At 72.8% G+C, this 15,391-nt stretch carries 14 protein-coding genes and 1 pseudogene; 10 read left to right on the forward strand and 5 right to left on the reverse strand.

Annotated elements, in window-relative coordinates; all coding sequences use genetic code 11:
* Positions 1–2 precede the first annotated feature (2 nt).
* The 9 genes from E0D90_RS05365 (at position 3) to lgt (ending at position 7,732) form a co-directional block, all read left to right on the forward strand.
* Positions 3–419: a DUF2752 domain-containing protein gene (locus tag E0D90_RS05365; RefSeq protein ID WP_130796794.1), complete on the forward strand. Its 417-nt coding sequence runs from the start codon at positions 3–5 to the stop codon at positions 417–419.
* A gap of 229 nt (positions 420–648) precedes the next feature.
* Positions 649–1,455, forward strand: a complete 807-nt coding sequence (gene trpC, locus E0D90_RS05370) for an indole-3-glycerol phosphate synthase TrpC (RefSeq protein WP_130796795.1) — start codon at positions 649–651, stop codon at positions 1,453–1,455.
* Positions 1,452–1,649 carry a tryptophan biosynthesis modulator TrpM gene (gene trpM / locus E0D90_RS27615; RefSeq protein ID WP_227870010.1) on the forward strand — a complete coding sequence of 66 codons (198 nt, stop codon included), beginning with the start codon at positions 1,452–1,454 and terminating at the stop codon, positions 1,647–1,649. Before trpC ends, trpM begins: the two co-directional genes overlap by 4 nt.
* Positions 1,650–1,886: 237 nt before the next feature.
* Positions 1,887–3,125, forward strand: coding sequence for a tryptophan synthase subunit beta (trpB, locus tag E0D90_RS05380; protein WP_130796797.1), 1,239 nt, complete (start codon positions 1,887–1,889; stop codon positions 3,123–3,125).
* Positions 3,126–3,214: 89 nt separating this feature from the next.
* A complete protein-coding gene (gene trpA / locus E0D90_RS05385) occupies positions 3,215–4,024 on the forward strand; it encodes a tryptophan synthase subunit alpha (RefSeq protein ID WP_130796806.1) in 810 nt (269 codons plus the stop codon).
* A 136-nt stretch (positions 4,025–4,160) separates the two neighbouring features.
* Positions 4,161–5,420 (forward strand): DUF1266 domain-containing protein, encoded by a 1,260-nt coding sequence (locus E0D90_RS05390; protein WP_130796798.1) that lies wholly within the window; start codon positions 4,161–4,163, stop codon positions 5,418–5,420.
* Positions 5,417–6,214 (forward strand): aminoglycoside adenylyltransferase family protein, encoded by a 798-nt coding sequence (locus E0D90_RS05395; RefSeq protein ID WP_130796799.1) that lies wholly within the window; start codon positions 5,417–5,419, stop codon positions 6,212–6,214. Before E0D90_RS05390 ends, E0D90_RS05395 begins: the two co-directional genes overlap by 4 nt.
* 138 nt (positions 6,215–6,352) lie before the next feature.
* Positions 6,353–6,640, forward strand: coding sequence for a putative quinol monooxygenase (locus E0D90_RS05400; RefSeq protein WP_103500578.1), 288 nt, complete (start codon positions 6,353–6,355; stop codon positions 6,638–6,640).
* A gap of 114 nt (positions 6,641–6,754) precedes the next feature.
* Positions 6,755–7,732 (forward strand): prolipoprotein diacylglyceryl transferase, encoded by a 978-nt coding sequence (gene lgt, locus E0D90_RS05405; RefSeq protein WP_130796800.1) that lies wholly within the window; start codon positions 6,755–6,757, stop codon positions 7,730–7,732.
* Positions 7,733–7,790: 58 nt separating this feature from the next.
* Here the strand turns inward: lgt and E0D90_RS05410 are convergent.
* Positions 7,791–9,152, reverse strand: a pseudogene (locus E0D90_RS05410) (YibE/F family protein); the annotation flags it as partial.
* Between E0D90_RS05410 and thiC the strand changes: the two are divergent.
* Positions 9,151–11,037 carry a phosphomethylpyrimidine synthase ThiC gene (gene thiC / locus E0D90_RS05415; protein ID WP_130796801.1) on the forward strand — a complete coding sequence of 629 codons (1,887 nt, stop codon included), beginning with the start codon at positions 9,151–9,153 and terminating at the stop codon, positions 11,035–11,037. The pseudogene E0D90_RS05410 and the gene thiC sit on opposite strands and share 2 nt — an antisense overlap.
* Positions 11,038–11,272: 235 nt before the next feature.
* On the opposite strand, the gene E0D90_RS05420 is transcribed toward thiC, so the two are convergent.
* The 4 genes from E0D90_RS05420 to E0D90_RS05435 form a co-directional block, all read right to left on the reverse strand.
* On the reverse strand, positions 11,273–12,481 hold the full coding sequence (locus E0D90_RS05420) for a BRO family protein (RefSeq protein ID WP_130796802.1): 1,209 nt from the start codon (positions 12,479–12,481) through the stop codon (positions 11,273–11,275).
* Between the two features lie 191 nt (positions 12,482–12,672).
* Positions 12,673–13,467 carry a hypothetical protein gene (locus tag E0D90_RS05425; protein WP_130796803.1) on the reverse strand — a complete coding sequence of 265 codons (795 nt, stop codon included), beginning with the start codon at positions 13,465–13,467 and terminating at the stop codon, positions 12,673–12,675.
* On the reverse strand, positions 13,467–13,814 hold the full coding sequence (locus tag E0D90_RS05430) for a PadR family transcriptional regulator (RefSeq protein WP_103528117.1): 348 nt from the start codon (positions 13,812–13,814) through the stop codon (positions 13,467–13,469). The genes E0D90_RS05425 and E0D90_RS05430 overlap by 1 nt, the downstream gene beginning before the upstream one ends.
* Positions 13,815–14,045: 231 nt before the next feature.
* Entirely contained in the window at positions 14,046–15,212 is a 1,167-nt protein-coding gene (locus tag E0D90_RS05435; RefSeq protein ID WP_130796804.1) for a glycoside hydrolase family 5 protein, read from the reverse strand.
* Positions 15,213–15,391 lie beyond the last annotated feature (179 nt).

The following is a 15,391-nucleotide window of genomic DNA, read 5'->3' on the forward strand; positions in this document are numbered from 1 at the left end:
GCGTGAGAGCCCCCGTCGTCCGGACCCTGCACCGCACCGCCGCCCCGTTGGGTGTCCTCACCCTGACGGTGGCGGCGTTCGGCTTTGTCGGCGCCGTCGACCCGAACGAGCCCGGCCACTACCCGGCCTGCCCGCTGCTCTCCCTCGCCGGTGTCCTCTGCCCCGGCTGCGGCGGACTGCGCAGCGCCCACGCCGTGGCGCACGGCGACCTGCCCGCTGCGCTGGGGGCCAACGCCCTGGCGGTGGCGGGCTTCGCGCTGCTGGCGCTGGTGCTCGCCCGCTGGCTGGTGGACGCCCTGCGCGACCGGCCCTGGCGGCAGCTCTCGGTTCGCCCGGGCCACCTGTGGGCCGCGGCGGCGGTCGCCCTCGTCTTCACCGTGCTCCGCAACACGCCCCCGGGGAGTTTCCTGGCGCCGTGACCCCTCCGCGCCGACAGGGGGATCTGTCCGTAATGTGGGATGTAAGCGGGGTGGATGCGTGACCGGGCCGACCCGGCCTATACCATCGGGGTGTTTGACGGGGGCGTCCGAACCCGGACGTCCGACCGGTCCGAGCCCCGCCCTCCGGTGGGGCGACGGGACGCCGCAGGCCCCGGGCCCGCGGCGGCCGGCACCGGACCGGAACGCCTACCAGGAAGGGGCCGCGCGCGTGAGTGTGCTCGACGAGATCATCGAGGGAGTCCGCGCCGACCTCGCCGAGCGCCAGGAGCGCGTCAGCCTCGACGAGCTGAAGGCCGCCGCCGCCCGCGCCCCGCAGGCGCGCGACGGATTCGCCGCCCTCAAGGGCGACGGCGTACGCGTCATCTGCGAGGTCAAGCGGTCCAGCCCCTCCAAGGGCGCGCTCGCCGCCATCGCCGACCCGGCCGCGCTCGCCGCCGACTACGAGGCCGGCGGCGCCTCGGTCATCTCCGTCCTCACCGAGCAGCGACGCTTCGGCGGTTCCCTCGCCGACCTGGAGGCGGTGCGCGCCCGGGTGGACATCCCGGTGCTGCGCAAGGACTTCATCGTCACCGCCTACCAGCTGTGGGAGGCCCGCGCCGCCGGTGCCGACCTCGTGCTGCTGATCGTGGCCGCGCTCGACCAGCCCGCGCTGGTCTCGCTGGTCGAACGCGCCGAGTCCATCGGCCTCACCCCGCTGGTCGAGGTGCACGACGAGGACGAGGTGGAGCGCGCGCTGGACGCCGGCGCCCGCGTCGTCGGCGTCAACGCCCGGGATCTGCGGACCCTGGAGGTCGACCGCACCACCTTCGAGCGGCTCGCGCCCGAACTCCCCGACACCGTGGTGAAGATCGCCGAGTCCGGGGTGCGCGGCCCGCACGACCTCATCGCCTACGCCAACGACGGCGCCGACGCCGTGCTCGTCGGCGAGTCCCTGGTCCGCAACAAGGACCCGCGGACCGCCGTCGCCGACCTGGTCGCGGCCGGTACCCACCCCGCGCTGCGGCAGGGGCGCTGACGCCCGTGCCGCCCACACCCGCCGCCCGCCCCGCCGCCGGAGTCGTGCCGCACCGCCGGCTCGCCCGTGGCTGCCGCCCGCGCGGCTGCCGCGCCCCGGCACGCCGGGTGCTGGGCCGCCGGGTGCGCTATCACATCGGCTGTGAGCCCGGCCAGGTCAACGGCCGGCGATGGCGAGGCCCCGCGCAGGGGTGACCGGCCCGCGGCACACCGCCGTGGGCCGACGCGGCGCCGCGGCTTCCCGCCGCCGACGTGGCCGAAGGGGCGTCCCGCCCCTGGCACCCGCTGTCGTGCGCGCCACGCGCGCCGGGCGTCCCGTGACGTCGGCGCGCCCGTGCCCCTGACCCCCCCGCGTCTCTCCGTCCTCGCGGCGACGGGCCGGTACCGTCCGCCCGCCGCCGCCCCGAATCCGTTTACACCGGAGGCCCAGCCATGTCCGATGGCTTCTTCCTGCCCGACCTCGACGGCCGGGTGCCCAGCGCCCAGGGCTACTTCGGCGCGTTCGGCGGCACCTTCGTCCCGGAGGCCCTGCGGGCCGCCGTGGAGGAGGTCGCGGCCGAGTACGAGAAGGCCAAGGCCGACCCCGCCTTCGCCGAGGAACTCAACGACCTGCTGGTCAACTACACCGGACGTCCCAGCGCACTGACCGAGGTGCCGCGTTTCGCCGAACACGCCGGCGGCGCGCGGGTCTTCCTCAAGCGCGAGGATCTCAACCACACCGGCTCGCACAAGATCAACAACGTGCTGGGCCAGGCGCTGCTCACCCGCCGCATGGGCAAGACCCGGGTGATCGCCGAGACCGGAGCCGGGCAGCACGGCGTCGCGACCGCGACCGCCTGCGCCCTGTTCGGCCTGGAGTGCGTCATCTACATGGGCGAGATCGACACCGAGCGCCAGGCGCTCAACGTCGCCCGGATGCGGATGCTCGGCGCCGAGGTCATCCCGGTGACCTCCGGCAGCCGCACCCTCAAGGACGCCATCAACGAGGCGTTCCGCGACTGGGTCGCCAACGTCGACCGCACCCACTACCTGTTCGGCACGGTCGCCGGCCCGCACCCGTTCCCCGCGCTGGTCCGCGACTTCCACCGCGTCATCGGCGTCGAGGCACGCCGGCAGATCCTGGAGCGCACCGGCCGCCTCCCGGACGCCGTCGCCGCCTGCGTCGGCGGCGGCTCCAACGCCATCGGCCTCTTCCACGCCTTCCTCCCCGACGCCGACGTGCGGCTCATCGGCCTGGAGGCCGCCGGACACGGCGTCGCCTCCGGCGAGCACGCCGCCACCCTCACCGCCGGGGAACCCGGCATCCTGCACGGCTCCCGCTCCTACGTCCTCCAGGACGACGAGGGCCAGATCACCGAGCCCTACTCCATCTCCGCCGGGCTCGACTACCCCGGCATCGGCCCCGAGCACGCCTACCTCAAGGACTCCGGCCGCGCCGAGTACCGGCCGGTCACCGACGACGAGGCGATGCGCGCGCTGCGGCTGCTGGCCCGTACCGAGGGGATCATCGCGGCGATCGAGAGTGCCCACGCCCTCGCCGGCGCCCTCGACCTCGGCCGCGAACTGGGACCGGAGGCGACCGTCCTGGTCAACCTCTCCGGACGCGGCGACAAGGACATGGACACCGCGGCCCGCTACTTCGGGCTGTACGAGGAGGGGGCAGACCAGTGAGCGACACCGCATCCACCACCGCATCCACCGCATCCACCGCATCCACCGCCACGCCGACCACCGGCGGGACCGCCGCGCCCGGCGGCACCCTGCCCCTGCTGGAGCGGGTGCTCGCCGACGCGCGGACCGAGAACCGGGCCGCCCTCATCGGCTACTTCCCCGCCGGATTCCCCACCGTCCACGACGCCGTCGCCGCGGCCGTCGCCATGGCCGAGGGCGGCTGCGACGTCATCGAGATCGGGCTGCCGCACAGCGACCCCGTCCTGGACGGCCCCGTCATCCAGACCGCCGACGACATCGCCCTGCGCGGCGGCGTGCGCATCGCCGACGTGCTGCGCACCGTCGGCGAGGTCCACCGGGCCACCGGCGTGCCGGTGCTCTGCATGACCTACTGGAACCCCGTGGACCGCTACGGCGTCGAGCGGTTCGCCGCCGAACTGGCGGCGGCCGGCGGCGCCGGCTGCATCCTGCCCGACCTCCCGGTGGAGGAGGCGGGGGAGTGGCGCAAGGCCGCCGAGCGGCACGGGCTGGCCACGGTCTTCGTGGTCGCGCCCAGCAGCCGCGACAAGCGGCTGGCCGAGATCACCGCCGCCGGCAGCGGATTCGTGTACGCCGCCTCGCTGATGGGCGTCACCGGCACCCGTGAGTCGGTCGGACGCGAGGCCGGCGAACTGGTGCGCCGCACCCGGGCCACCACCGACCTCCCCGTCTGCGTCGGCCTCGGCGTCTCGACCGGCCCGCAGGCCGCCGAGGTGGCGGCCTTCGCGGACGGCGTGATCGTCGGCAGCGCCTTCGTGCAGCGGCTGCTCGACCACCCCGACGACGTGCCGGCGGCGCTGACCGCCGTACGCGAACTCGCCGGCGAACTGGCCCGCGCCACCCGACGCACCCCCGGCTGATCCCGCTCGCGGGGACGGCCCCCCGGGAGGCCGTCCCCGCCAACCAGGCCCTTCGGTACGCGGTGTGCCGACTCCGGCACACCGCGTACCGACCCGCCGCCGGCCCGCCCGGACCAGGCCGGTAGAGTCGCGCGGCATGGACAACGGGATATCCGAGGAGTCGGCGGGGGGAACCGGCGCACAGCAGCCGGACGGACCCTGGTGCCCGCCGACCGATGTCGAACACCGCCTCTACCAGGCCGGGGAGACCGGCGACTGGGCCACCTTCTTCGCCACCCTGGCCGGCACCGACCTGTTCGTGCCCGCCCGCCGTGACATGGTCGACGCCGACCCGGGCCGGGTGAACCTCTCCCCCTTCCGCGACCCCGAGATGGACGGCCTCTGCCAGGCCGTCTACACCCGGGGACTGCTGCCCGAGCCGGTCGCCGGCCAGGTGCACGAGCGGACCGAACTGGGCTGGCTCGCCAGGATCTGGCCCACCTCGCTGCGCTGGCTCGCCGTCAACCCCGGCACCCCCGTGGAGACCTTCGTCCCGGCCGACCCCAAGGCATGGCGCAAACACGCCCGCAAGGCCGGCCCGGAGGCACAGCTCAAGACGGTGTGGACCGGTCACCTCCACGACGAGCTGGCCCACGGCATGGCCTGCGGCGCGCTGCTGCTGGTCAACAACGGCCACCCCTGGAACCACCTCGGCTGGCAGGGGCAGGGCTACTCCGAGGAACAGGCCTCACTGCGCCAGTGGTGGGACATCACCGGCCGCGACCAGCTGCTCGACACCCTGCGCGGACTGCTCAACGGCGAGTACTCGCCCTCCGACTGGGAGTTCGCCCTCCGGGTGCGGCAGGCCCTCATCGAGGAGTACGGCTCCCTGCCCGACGCCGAGACCTGGCGCGACGCCGCCGAACGCGTACTGCTGGCGCGCACCGCCGAACTGGTGGACTCCACCGGCCGTCCGCCCGGGTTCGACCTGCACGCCGACATCGAGGCCACCCGCGAACTGATCGGCCGCATCCTGCGCTACGAGGCCCGGTTCCGCGCCGACGGCATCCTCGACGACAACGCCGTCGTCCGGTCGATCCTCGCCTGGGACTTCGGCCGCGCCTCGGCGATGGCCCGCTGGGGTCTGGGCGCCCGGTACTGCGAGGTGGACGAGACGCGCAACGCGCTGCTCGCGGCCGGATCGGCGGGCCGTCACATCTACCGCGACTGGGCGGAGTTCGCCGCCGGATACATCCTCGGCCGCTGTCTCCACTTCGACGACGAGAAGTTCGGCAGCTGGTACACGGAGATGGCGGCCGTACACCGGCTGCTGACCACCGACACCGACAGCCCCTGGCTGACCGTGCCCTGGCACCACCCGGGCGGATACGGGCGGGGCGAACGAGAGAGCCGATGACGCGGACGGATGACGTGGTCCTGGTGGTCCAGGAGATCCTGGGCCCGGACGTGGTGGGCCAGTACGCGCACGGCTCGGCGACGCTCGGCGGCCTCCGCCCGCACAGCGACCTCGACGTCCTCGGCGTGCTGCGCCGCCCCACCACCGCGGGGGAGCGTCGCCGACTGGTGCGGCGGATCATGACGCTCTCCGGCGACCGGGCGCACGGCGGCCCCGCGCGGCCGGTCGAGCTGACCCTCGTCGTCCAGTCGGAGGTACGCCCCTGGCGCTACCCGCCGCGCTGCGAGTTCCAGTACGGCGAGTGGCTGCGCGAGGCCTACGAGCGCGGCGAGGTGCCCGAGCCGGGTCCGAGCCCGGACCTCGCTCCGCTGATCACCATGGTGCTGGGCGCGGCCACGCCGCTGGCCGGGCCACCACCCGCCCAGGTGCTGGCCCCGGTGCCGCAAGCGGACCTGCTCCGCGCGATCACCGAAGGGGTGCCCGAGCTGCTGGCCGAGGTGGGGACCGACACCCGCAACGTGCTGCTCACCCTCGCCCGGGTCTGGACGACCATCGTGACGGGCGAGATCGTCGCCAAGGACGCGGCGGCCGACTGGGCGCTGCCCCGGCTGCCCGCCGGACACCGCCCGGCGCTCGCCCACGCCCGCGCCGTCTACCTCGGCCAGGACCGGGACCGCTGGGAGGACCGGCCGGGCGCGGCCGCCGCGCTCGGCACGTACCTGGCGGCCCGGATCGAGGAGGCGGCCGGTGAGGCGGTCGCCGGCGAGGCGAGCCCGCCGGACACCGCGAGCTGAGCCGCCACCGGCCCACGGCACGTCGTCACCGGCGAAGAGCGAGTGGTCGGGCTAGGTTGAGAGCTGCCCGCACCCGGCGCGGGAAGCCCCATCCGGACGAGGGCGCCCGGGTGACGCGTCCCCCGTGGAGGTAAGCACATGGTCATCGTCGCCGGACATCTCATCGTCGCTCCCGAAGGACGGGAGAGGTACCTCGCCGACTGCGTGCCCCTGGTGGAGGAGGCCCGCCGGGCCGCCGGCTGTCTCGACTTCGCGCTCTCCGCCGACCCCGTCGACGCCGGGCGGATCAACGTCTACGAACGCTGGGAGACCCGTGCCTCAGTCGAGGCGTTCCGGGCGGGCGGACCGAGCGGGGAACAGAACGACGCCATGCTCTCGGCCGCCGTCGCCGAGTACGACGTCTCCGGCGAACGCTCCCTGAGCTGAGACGCCTTTCGCCGCCGCCCCGGGCACCCCTCCCGCCGGGCGTGTCCGGTTCGCGACCCGGCTCCCGATCCGGTGCCCCCGGGGAAGAGGCGACACGGTAGCCTCGGCGTCACCATGGAGATCCTTGCCTCTATCCCCAGCCCCGGCATCAGTGAGATCCCGATCGTCGGGGGCTTCGCGCTGCGCGGGTACGCCGTGTGCATCATCCTCGGCCTGTTCCTCGCGATCTGGCTCACCGGACGGCGCTGGGCGGCGCGCGGCGGGGTGGCCGCCACCGTCGGCGACATCGCGATCTGGGCGGTTCCGTTCGGCCTGATCGGTGCCCGCGTCTACCACGTCGCCACCGACTACCAGCTGTACTTCGGCGAAGGCCGCAACCCCGTCGACGCCCTGTGGATCCAGGACGGCGGCATCGGTATCTGGGGCGCCATCGCCGGCGGCGCCCTCGGCGCCTGGGTCGCCTGCAAGCGGCGCGGCATCCCGCTGCCGGCCTTCGCCGACGCCGCCGCGCCGGGCATCGTCTTCGCCCAGGCGATCGGCCGCTGGGGCAACTGGTTCAACCAGGAACTGTACGGCCGGGCCACCGACCTCCCGTGGGCGCTGGAGATCGACAACGGCCGCGACCTGGGCACCTTCCACCCGACCTTCCTGTACGAGTCGCTGTGGTGCGTCGGCGTCGGTGTGCTGGTCATCTGGGCCGACCGCCGCTTCCGCCTCGGCCACGGCCGGGCCTTCGCCCTCTACGTCGCCGGCTACACGGCCGGGCGCTTCTGGATCGAGTACCTGCGGATCGACGAGGCGCACGACTTCCTGGGGCTGCGCCTGAACAACTGGACCGCGCTGCTGGTCTTCCTGGCCGCCGTGACCTACTTCGTGCTCTCCGCCCGCCGCCACCCCGGCCGAACCCACCGAACGCACCGGACCCACCGGTGCCGGCGTCCCCGGCCGGGCCGCTCCCACCGGGACCACCCTGACCCGGGCCACCGTGACCTGGCCCGCCCGGACCCATCGCGCCGGGCCCCGCTCCGCCGGGGCCGGGACCCGTGCCGTCGCCGCCCGCCGGGAGCACACCCTGTTCCCGGTCGGCACTGACCACCAGCGCGGCCAGCACCGTGGTGATCGGCACCGACGCCACCAGGCCGATCGACCCGATCAGGGTCCGCACGATCTCCTCCGCCACCAGCTCACTGAACGCCACCGTGGTCACGCTCTGCTGAGCGATGGAGAACAGCAGCAGCAACGGCAGCGCGGCGCCCGCGTACGCCAGCACCAGTGTGTTGACCACCGAGGCGATGTGATCCCGGCCGATCCGCATCCCGGCGCCGTACAGTTTCAGCCAACTCGCCTGTGGGTCGGCCTGCTTGAGCTCCCACACCGCCGAGGTCTGGGTGACCGTCACATCGTCGAGCACGCCGAGCGAACCGATCAGGATGCTCGCCAGCAGCAGCCCTCTGATCTCGATCCCCGGGTAGAGGGAGTGCACCAGCCCCGTCTGGTCGTCGGTGTTGCCGCTGAGGCTGGACCAGCTGATGAAGAGCGAGCCCAGCAGACCGATCATCACCAGCGAGATCAGCGTGCCCAGGACCGCGACCGACGTCCGGGCGTTGACGCCGTGACAGAGGTACAGCGTCGCCAGCATGATGGCGCTGCCGCCGAAGACCGCCACCAGCAGCGGGTTGGAGCCCTGGAGGATCGCCGGGAGGATGAACAGCGTCAGCACCATGAAGGTGACGACCAGTCCGACGAGGGCCAGCAGCCCCCGCAGCCGGCCGACCAGCACCACCACCACCGCGAAGATCAGCGCCAGCACCACGATCGGCACCGACCGCTCGACGTCGAAGATCGAGTACTGCAACTCCTCGGGCGCGTCCGGCGCGTAGGCGACCTTGACCTTCTGCCCGACGTCGAACCGCTGGGTGGCGTCCGGCGGCACCACCTCCTCGAAGGTCCGGCCGACGTGCGGCCCACTGGTCACCTCGACCGTGGCCAGCTCGCACGGGCCGCTGACCCCCTGTGGCACGGCGACCCCGACATCCGCGCACGGCGCCTCCCGGACCTCCGTCACCCGCGCGTTCTCCACCTGCCGGTCGTAGCCGACGCCGGTGCGGTCGTCCTGCTCGGGGATTCCCCCCGGCCACAGCAGGACCATGCCACCGATCACCACCGCCGCGAACGGCAGCAGAACGGCCGTGATCACCCGCCGCAGACGCCCGGAGACGGGTGCGGCCGGTCCGTGCTGGTGCGTGTGCCCGTGCGGGTGGCCGTGGGCGTCGAAGGGGTCGTCCCGATGAGATGTCACCAGAGGATCATCGCAAGAGAACCCGGGGCGCACTGGTCTTCCCGCCCGGTGTGCCGCTACCGTGGGTGCCGCACATCTGACATCGCGGGAGCTCCGAGCACGGGGCTGAGAGGGCGCTGACCGGCGGAACCGGGCCGACGAGGCCGGAAGCCGACAGCTGCGCCGACCGCTGAACCTGTACCGGGTAATGCCGGCGTAGGGAGTGGGTCTCATGACCGAGCACGACGCACACGCGCGCCCCGAAACGGGCGCCGACAACACCACGGGGACGAGCGGCACACCCGCCGGCTCCCCCGACACCACCACCGACACCACCAGGGACACCGGCACCGGCACCGTCGTCGACGGCGCGGCGGGGCCGGCACCCGGCTGGCACAAGGGCTATCTGGAGGGCTCACGCCCGGACCTGCGGGTCCCGGTCCGCCGGGTGCATCTCACCAACGGACGGCACGTCACCCTCTACGACACCTCCGGCCCGTACACCGACCCGGAAGTCACCACCGACGTCCGGCGCGGACTCCAGCCGCTGCGCCGCGGCTGGATCGCCGAGCGTGGTGACACCGAGGAGTACACCGGGCGGATGCCGCGCCCCGAGGACGACGGCGTCCGCCACACCCGCCCGCGCGGCGGTGGGCTCGACAACCTCGACGCGGTCTTCCCCGGCCGGTCCCGCTCACCACGTCGCGGCCGGGACGGCGTGGCCGTCACCCAGCTGGCGTACGCGCGGCGCGGTGAGGTCACCCCGGAGATGGAGTACGTGGCGATCCGGGAGCGCGTGGCCCCGGAGTTCGTGCGTGACGAGATCGCCGCCGGACGTGCCGTGCTCCCCGCCAACGTCAACCACCCGGAGAGCGAGCCGATGATCATCGGCCGCAACTTCCTGGTGAAGGTCAACGCCAACATCGGCAACTCCGCCGTCACCTCCTCCATCGAGGAGGAGGTGGAGAAGATGACCTGGGCGACCCGGTGGGGCGCCGACACGGTCATGGACCTCTCCACCGGCCGCAACATCCACACCACCCGGGAATGGGTGCTGCGCAACTCCCCCGTGCCGATCGGCACTGTGCCGCTCTACCAGGCGCTGGAGAAGGTCGACGGCCGGGCCGAGGAGCTGAGCTGGGAGGTGTACCGGGACACCGTCGTCGAACAGGCCGAACAGGGCGTCGACTACATGACGGTGCACGCCGGGGTGCTGCTGCGCTACGTCCCGCTGACCGCCCGCCGCAAGACCGGCATCGTCTCCCGTGGCGGGTCGATCATGGCGGCCTGGTGCCTGGCCCACCACAAGGAGAGCTTCCTCTACACCCACTTCGAGGAACTCTGCGAGATCCTGCGCTCCTACGACATCACCTTCTCGCTGGGCGACGGACTGCGGCCCGGGTCGATCGCGGACGCCAACGACGAGGCCCAGTTCGCCGAACTGCGGACCCTCGGCGAACTGACCCGAACCGCCAAGGCGCACGACGTGCAGACCATGGTCGAGGGGCCGGGCCACGTCCCGATGCACAAGATCAAGGAGAACATCGACCTCCAGCAGGAGATCTGCGAGGAGGCGCCCTTCTACACCCTCGGCCCGCTGACCACCGATATCGCACCCGCCTACGACCACATCACCTCGGGCATCGGCGCCGCGATGATCGGCTGGTGGGGCACGGCGATGCTCTGCTACGTCACTCCGAAGGAGCACCTGGGCCTGCCGGACCGTGACGATGTGAAGACGGGCGTGATCACCTACAAGATCGCCGCGCACGCGGCCGATGTCGCCAAGGGGCACCCGGGCGCCCAGGACTGGGACGACGCCCTGTCCGACGCCAGGTTCGAGTTCCGCTGGGAGGACCAGTTCAACCTGGCACTCGACCCGGACACCGCGCGGGCCTTCCACGACGAGACGCTCCCGGCCGAGCCGGCCAAGACGGCGCACTTCTGCTCCATGTGCGGCCCGAAGTTCTGCTCCATGAAGATCAGCCGGGACATCAACGAACGGTTCGGCGGCGACGAGACTCCCGCGACCCAGGAGGAGGTCGAGGCGGGCATGTTGCGCAAGTCGAAGGAGTTCGCCGAGGCGGGCAACAGGGTCTACCTGCCGATCGCCGACTGACCGGGGGTCGGTCCCCGGCTCAGCGGGGAAGCAGTCGGCGCGCGGCGGCTGCGGGGGGCGATCGGACCGCGTGGCGATGAACTCCGCTGTTTCCAGGACGAGTTGTGGGAGCGGCGGCTAGGCTGCCCGCAGGCTGGGCCTGCCGCCGCGTCCCCCGAGACGCGGCGACGGGCCCAGCGCCACGCTCGGGAGGTGCGTCGCGTGTCGGGCGTCGGGCGTCGCGCGCCGGGCGGCCTCACCCCACCTGGACGTAGACGTCCGAGCCGTCGGGTGTGGTCCCCGCATGTCTGATGGCGTTGCGGTGCAGCAGGAACTCCAGGCTGTCGGCCACCTGTCGCTCGCTGAGGTGGCAGAGCCGTGCCAGGGCGGCGGTGGAGGTCCGTACCTCGCCCCGCTCGGTCAGCTCCCCGGCGAGCACCCGTGCCACCACCCAGATGTCGTCGGTGACGGTGAGCCGCGACTGCCAGCGGGCCATCAGCCGCCGGGCTCTCGGCGTCGCCTCCGAGGTCACGGTCTCGGCCGGCTCCGGACGCTCGCCGTCGTCCGCTGCCACCGGCCCCGTCCGGTCGGCCGGTGTCGGTACGTCCACGTCCTCCCGGGGCCGTTGGGACGGCAGCAGCGGTGCGTCCGAAGACGCGGGGGCGACCGGCTGCCGGAGTCCGGCCGACGGCGGCGCCTCCTCCGACCTGGGCCTGGCGGGGGCCGTCGTCTCCCCTGCCGGTGGCCCGCCACCGAGCCGGTCGGCGAGGCGCTCCATGGCGTCGGCGACACGCGCCATCGAGCGCGCCGACTCCTGCTGGGCGGAGACCATCGCCCGCAGCGCGTCCGCCGTGTACCGGTCACTCATCAGCGGTTCGGCGGCCACGACCTGGGTGACCTCGGGACGCGGTAGGTCGCCACCGGTGAGGGCTCCGAGCACAGGGTCGTTGTCGGTGAGGGCCCGCTCCTCCAACCCGACGATGACCTCGGCGAGTTCGGGCGGCATGGCGTAGGAGATCCGGACGTCCGGCTCCGGCGGCTGGACCTCCGCCTCGTCCAGGCAGGAGTACCCGTCGCGCTGGACGCTGACCACGATCTCCGCCACCCATTCCTTGAACGGCGCGCAGGACGGCTTGGTACAGCTGTTGACCAGCATGAACAGTCCCGGGAGGTTGACCATGCGGAGGTCCCGGCGCCACTCCCGGCCGGCCGGGACCGCCAAGCCGTGGCGGGCGGTGACGGTTTCCAGGATCTCCCGGTGGCGCTCGGGCACGTGGTCCAGCAGCGCCTTGCGGGTGGTGGGGTACCCCAGGCTGCGGCAGACATCGGCCGCGGGGAACCACGGGGTGCCGTCCGGGAGGACCAGGCGGCGCACGCGCGCGCCGGTGGCCGCGTAGATGAAGTCGTCGACGTCGATGGCATCCCGGCGCTCCACGGCGTCCGGCGGCAGGTGCTCTTCGTCCATGCAGGGCACGGTAGGAAGCGGACGGGTGTCGACCGGGTCGAATCGGCAGGGATTCAATCGTTCGAGTGATCTTGAGGCATTCATCGGGGGCGCTGCCGGTGGTCATGGGCCGGGTCGGGCGCCTCCGGTCGCGCGTCGGCGCGGATGCGTTGACGTCGGGTCCGTGCGAACCGACGGTGTCCTGCCCGCGCTCACGCGGAGCCGGCACCACCCTCCTCCAGGGAGCCGTCGGCCGCGCGCCTGGGCGCTCCGGTGCGCTTCCGGAGGTCGTTGCGGACGCCGATGACCGCAGCGATGCCTCCGATGACACCGCCGACCGCCGCACCGATCCACATGCCCGTGTCGGTGCGGTTGAGGAGGTAGAGCACCGCCAGGATGGCCCACCCGACCAGACCGACGACCATCATGTTCTTGGTCTGGCGGCTCAGGAAGAACCTGGGGAGCGGCCCGGAAGGCGGCTCGGTGACCTCGGCGTCCGGGCCGACCAGCACCGACAGGGGCCGCTTGTAGTAGGCGATGTGTCCCCAGTGGCCGCAGGGCTCCCAGCCCTCGGGGGCCAGTTCGGCGGCCGAGTCGTTGCGGCGGCGACGCGGTACCACCTCGCGTCGGTACTCCCAACGCATGGCGCGGTCGCGGTCGCGCCGGGCGACGAACCGGCCGATGCGGTCCATGCGGTCGACCTCCCAGCCCTGGTCGCCGTAGCGGTTCAGGAGCTCCACATCGAGGTAGATGTCGGCGCTCCAGCGCCACTCCTCGGCGTCGGCGTCCGGGGCGGTCTCGGGTGCGCTTCCTGAGCGCTCGCCGCGCGCGCCGAGCTGGCCGGCGAACTCCGCCAGCGGCCCGAACTCCTCCTCGGCGGTGGCCCCGCTGTGGTCGAGGTGGTCGCTCAGCTCGCGGACGGTGGTGTCGATCTGCTGCTCGGGCACTCCGGAGGCACGGAGTCGCCGGGCGAGGTCGGTGAGGTAGTCGTGGTCGGTCCCGGTCATCACAGCATCGTTCCCTTCGTCGGGCTGCCGAGGACGGCGCGCGTGGTGGCGTGGAACTCGTCCCAGGCGGCGGCCTGTTCGGAGAGGCCATGACGGCCTTCGGCGGTGAGCCGGTAGTAGCGCCTGCCCGGCCCGCGCTCGGCGGCGCGATACTCGGCCTCCACCAGCCCGGCTGTCTCCAGCCGGTTGAGCACCGGATAGAGGGTGCCGCCCCGGATCTGGCCGAGACCGGCCTCGTCGAGGCGCTTGGCGATCTCGTAGCCGTAGCTCTCGCCGTCGGTGAGACACCCGAGCACCAGAAGATCCAGCACGCCCTTCAGCCAGCTCGCCCTGCGGTCTGTTGCCATACCTAGATAGAACCACAGACTAGTAAGGACTACAACCTAGGTAGCCGCACCGATTCGAGTGAACGTACGATCACGTCGCTGACGTCCGCAGGCCGCAGGCCGCCCCAGGCCTCAGTCCCCAGGCGCCGCCCGCAACCCCGAGACACGTCGGTGCCGGTGCCCCCTTCCCGAGGGGACACCGGCACCGGTGATCGCGCGGTCAGCCGGCCGGGCAAAGCGCCCGGCGCACGGTCAGCCGATGCGGTCGCGGATCCAGACCCCCGCCTCCTTCAGCACACCCGGCCCCGTCCAGGGCCCGTCCGCCGCGCAGGTGCCGGTGTTGAAGACCGCGCCCGAGCGCCAGTCGTCGGAGAAGTTCCAGTTGATCCAGCTGATGTTCTTCTCCGCCATCAGGTCCAGGTAGCGCTGGGACATGGCGAAGTCGTTGGCGCCCTCACCCGCGTAGTCCTGGGTGCCGAACTCGGTGACGAACACCGGCAGCTTGTCGGCGGTCCTCGCGAGCGCCTGCAGGTAGAAGTCGCCGTGCGAGGCGGCGTAGAAGTGGAAGGTGTACATGATGTTGTCCGCGTTCACCGGGTTGTTGACGATCTCCTGCTCGGTCGCCCCCTCGGAGAGGCCGAACGACGACCAGGCGCGGGTGCCGACCAGTACGACGGCGTCCGGCGCACCGGCGCGGACCACCGGGATGACCTCCTCGGCGTAGCTCTTGATCCCGGACCAGCTCACGCCGTTGGGCTCGTTGGCGATCTCGTAGATCAGGTTGTCCTGGTCGCCGTGGCGCGCGGTGATCTCGGTGAAGAACCGCTTCGCCGCCGCGGTGTTGACGTTGGGGTCGCCCGGGCTGAGCTGGTGCCAGTCGACCACGACGTACATGCCGCGGTCGGTCGCCTGGTCGATGACGCGGCTGGCGATGTCGGTGAACCGCGCCGGGTCGGTCTCGTAGCCGCCCTCCTGGACGTAGGTCGAGACCCTGAGGACGTCTGCGCCCCAGTCGTAGGCGAGGGCGTCGAGCGAGCCGTCGGTGAGGCAGTTCTCGAACCACTGGGTGCCGTGGCTGCTCATCCCGCGCAGCTGGACCTCCTGGCCGTCCTCACCGCACAGCCGGACGCCGCAGACCTCCAGGGCGCCGTGTGCGGCGAGCGGGGTCACCTCGGCGGTGGCAGCTCCGGACGCGGCGGCCCCGCCGCTGTCGGCAGCGGTACCGGCGTCGGGTGAGCCGGCGACGGCGGTGGAGCCGACCGTGACCACGGCGGCGGCGAGCAGGCCGGCCGCCGAGGCGGCGGCGACCACGCGGCGCGGGCGCCGCCGCCGGGTGGTCGCACCGTCCGCGACGGCCCGGGTGTCCGGGGCGTCCGGGGTCTCGGCGGCGGGCGAAGGACGGTTGGCGGATGCCGACATGCGACGTCTCCTTTACACCGGGGCCGGGCTGGACCCCGATCGTGGGGGTGGCAAGGGAGTTGGTCTGAACCTATGGCCGCATCCCGGCATGTCAACCCGTCCCGATGCGATCCGGACGCCACACACGACACATGGGCCACTCCCATCACGCCCTGCCCCGCCCACCACACGCCCTGCCG

It is taken from the genome of Streptomyces otsuchiensis (assembly GCF_004305975.1).
Classification (GTDB): domain Bacteria; phylum Actinomycetota; class Actinomycetes; order Streptomycetales; family Streptomycetaceae; genus Streptomyces; species Streptomyces otsuchiensis.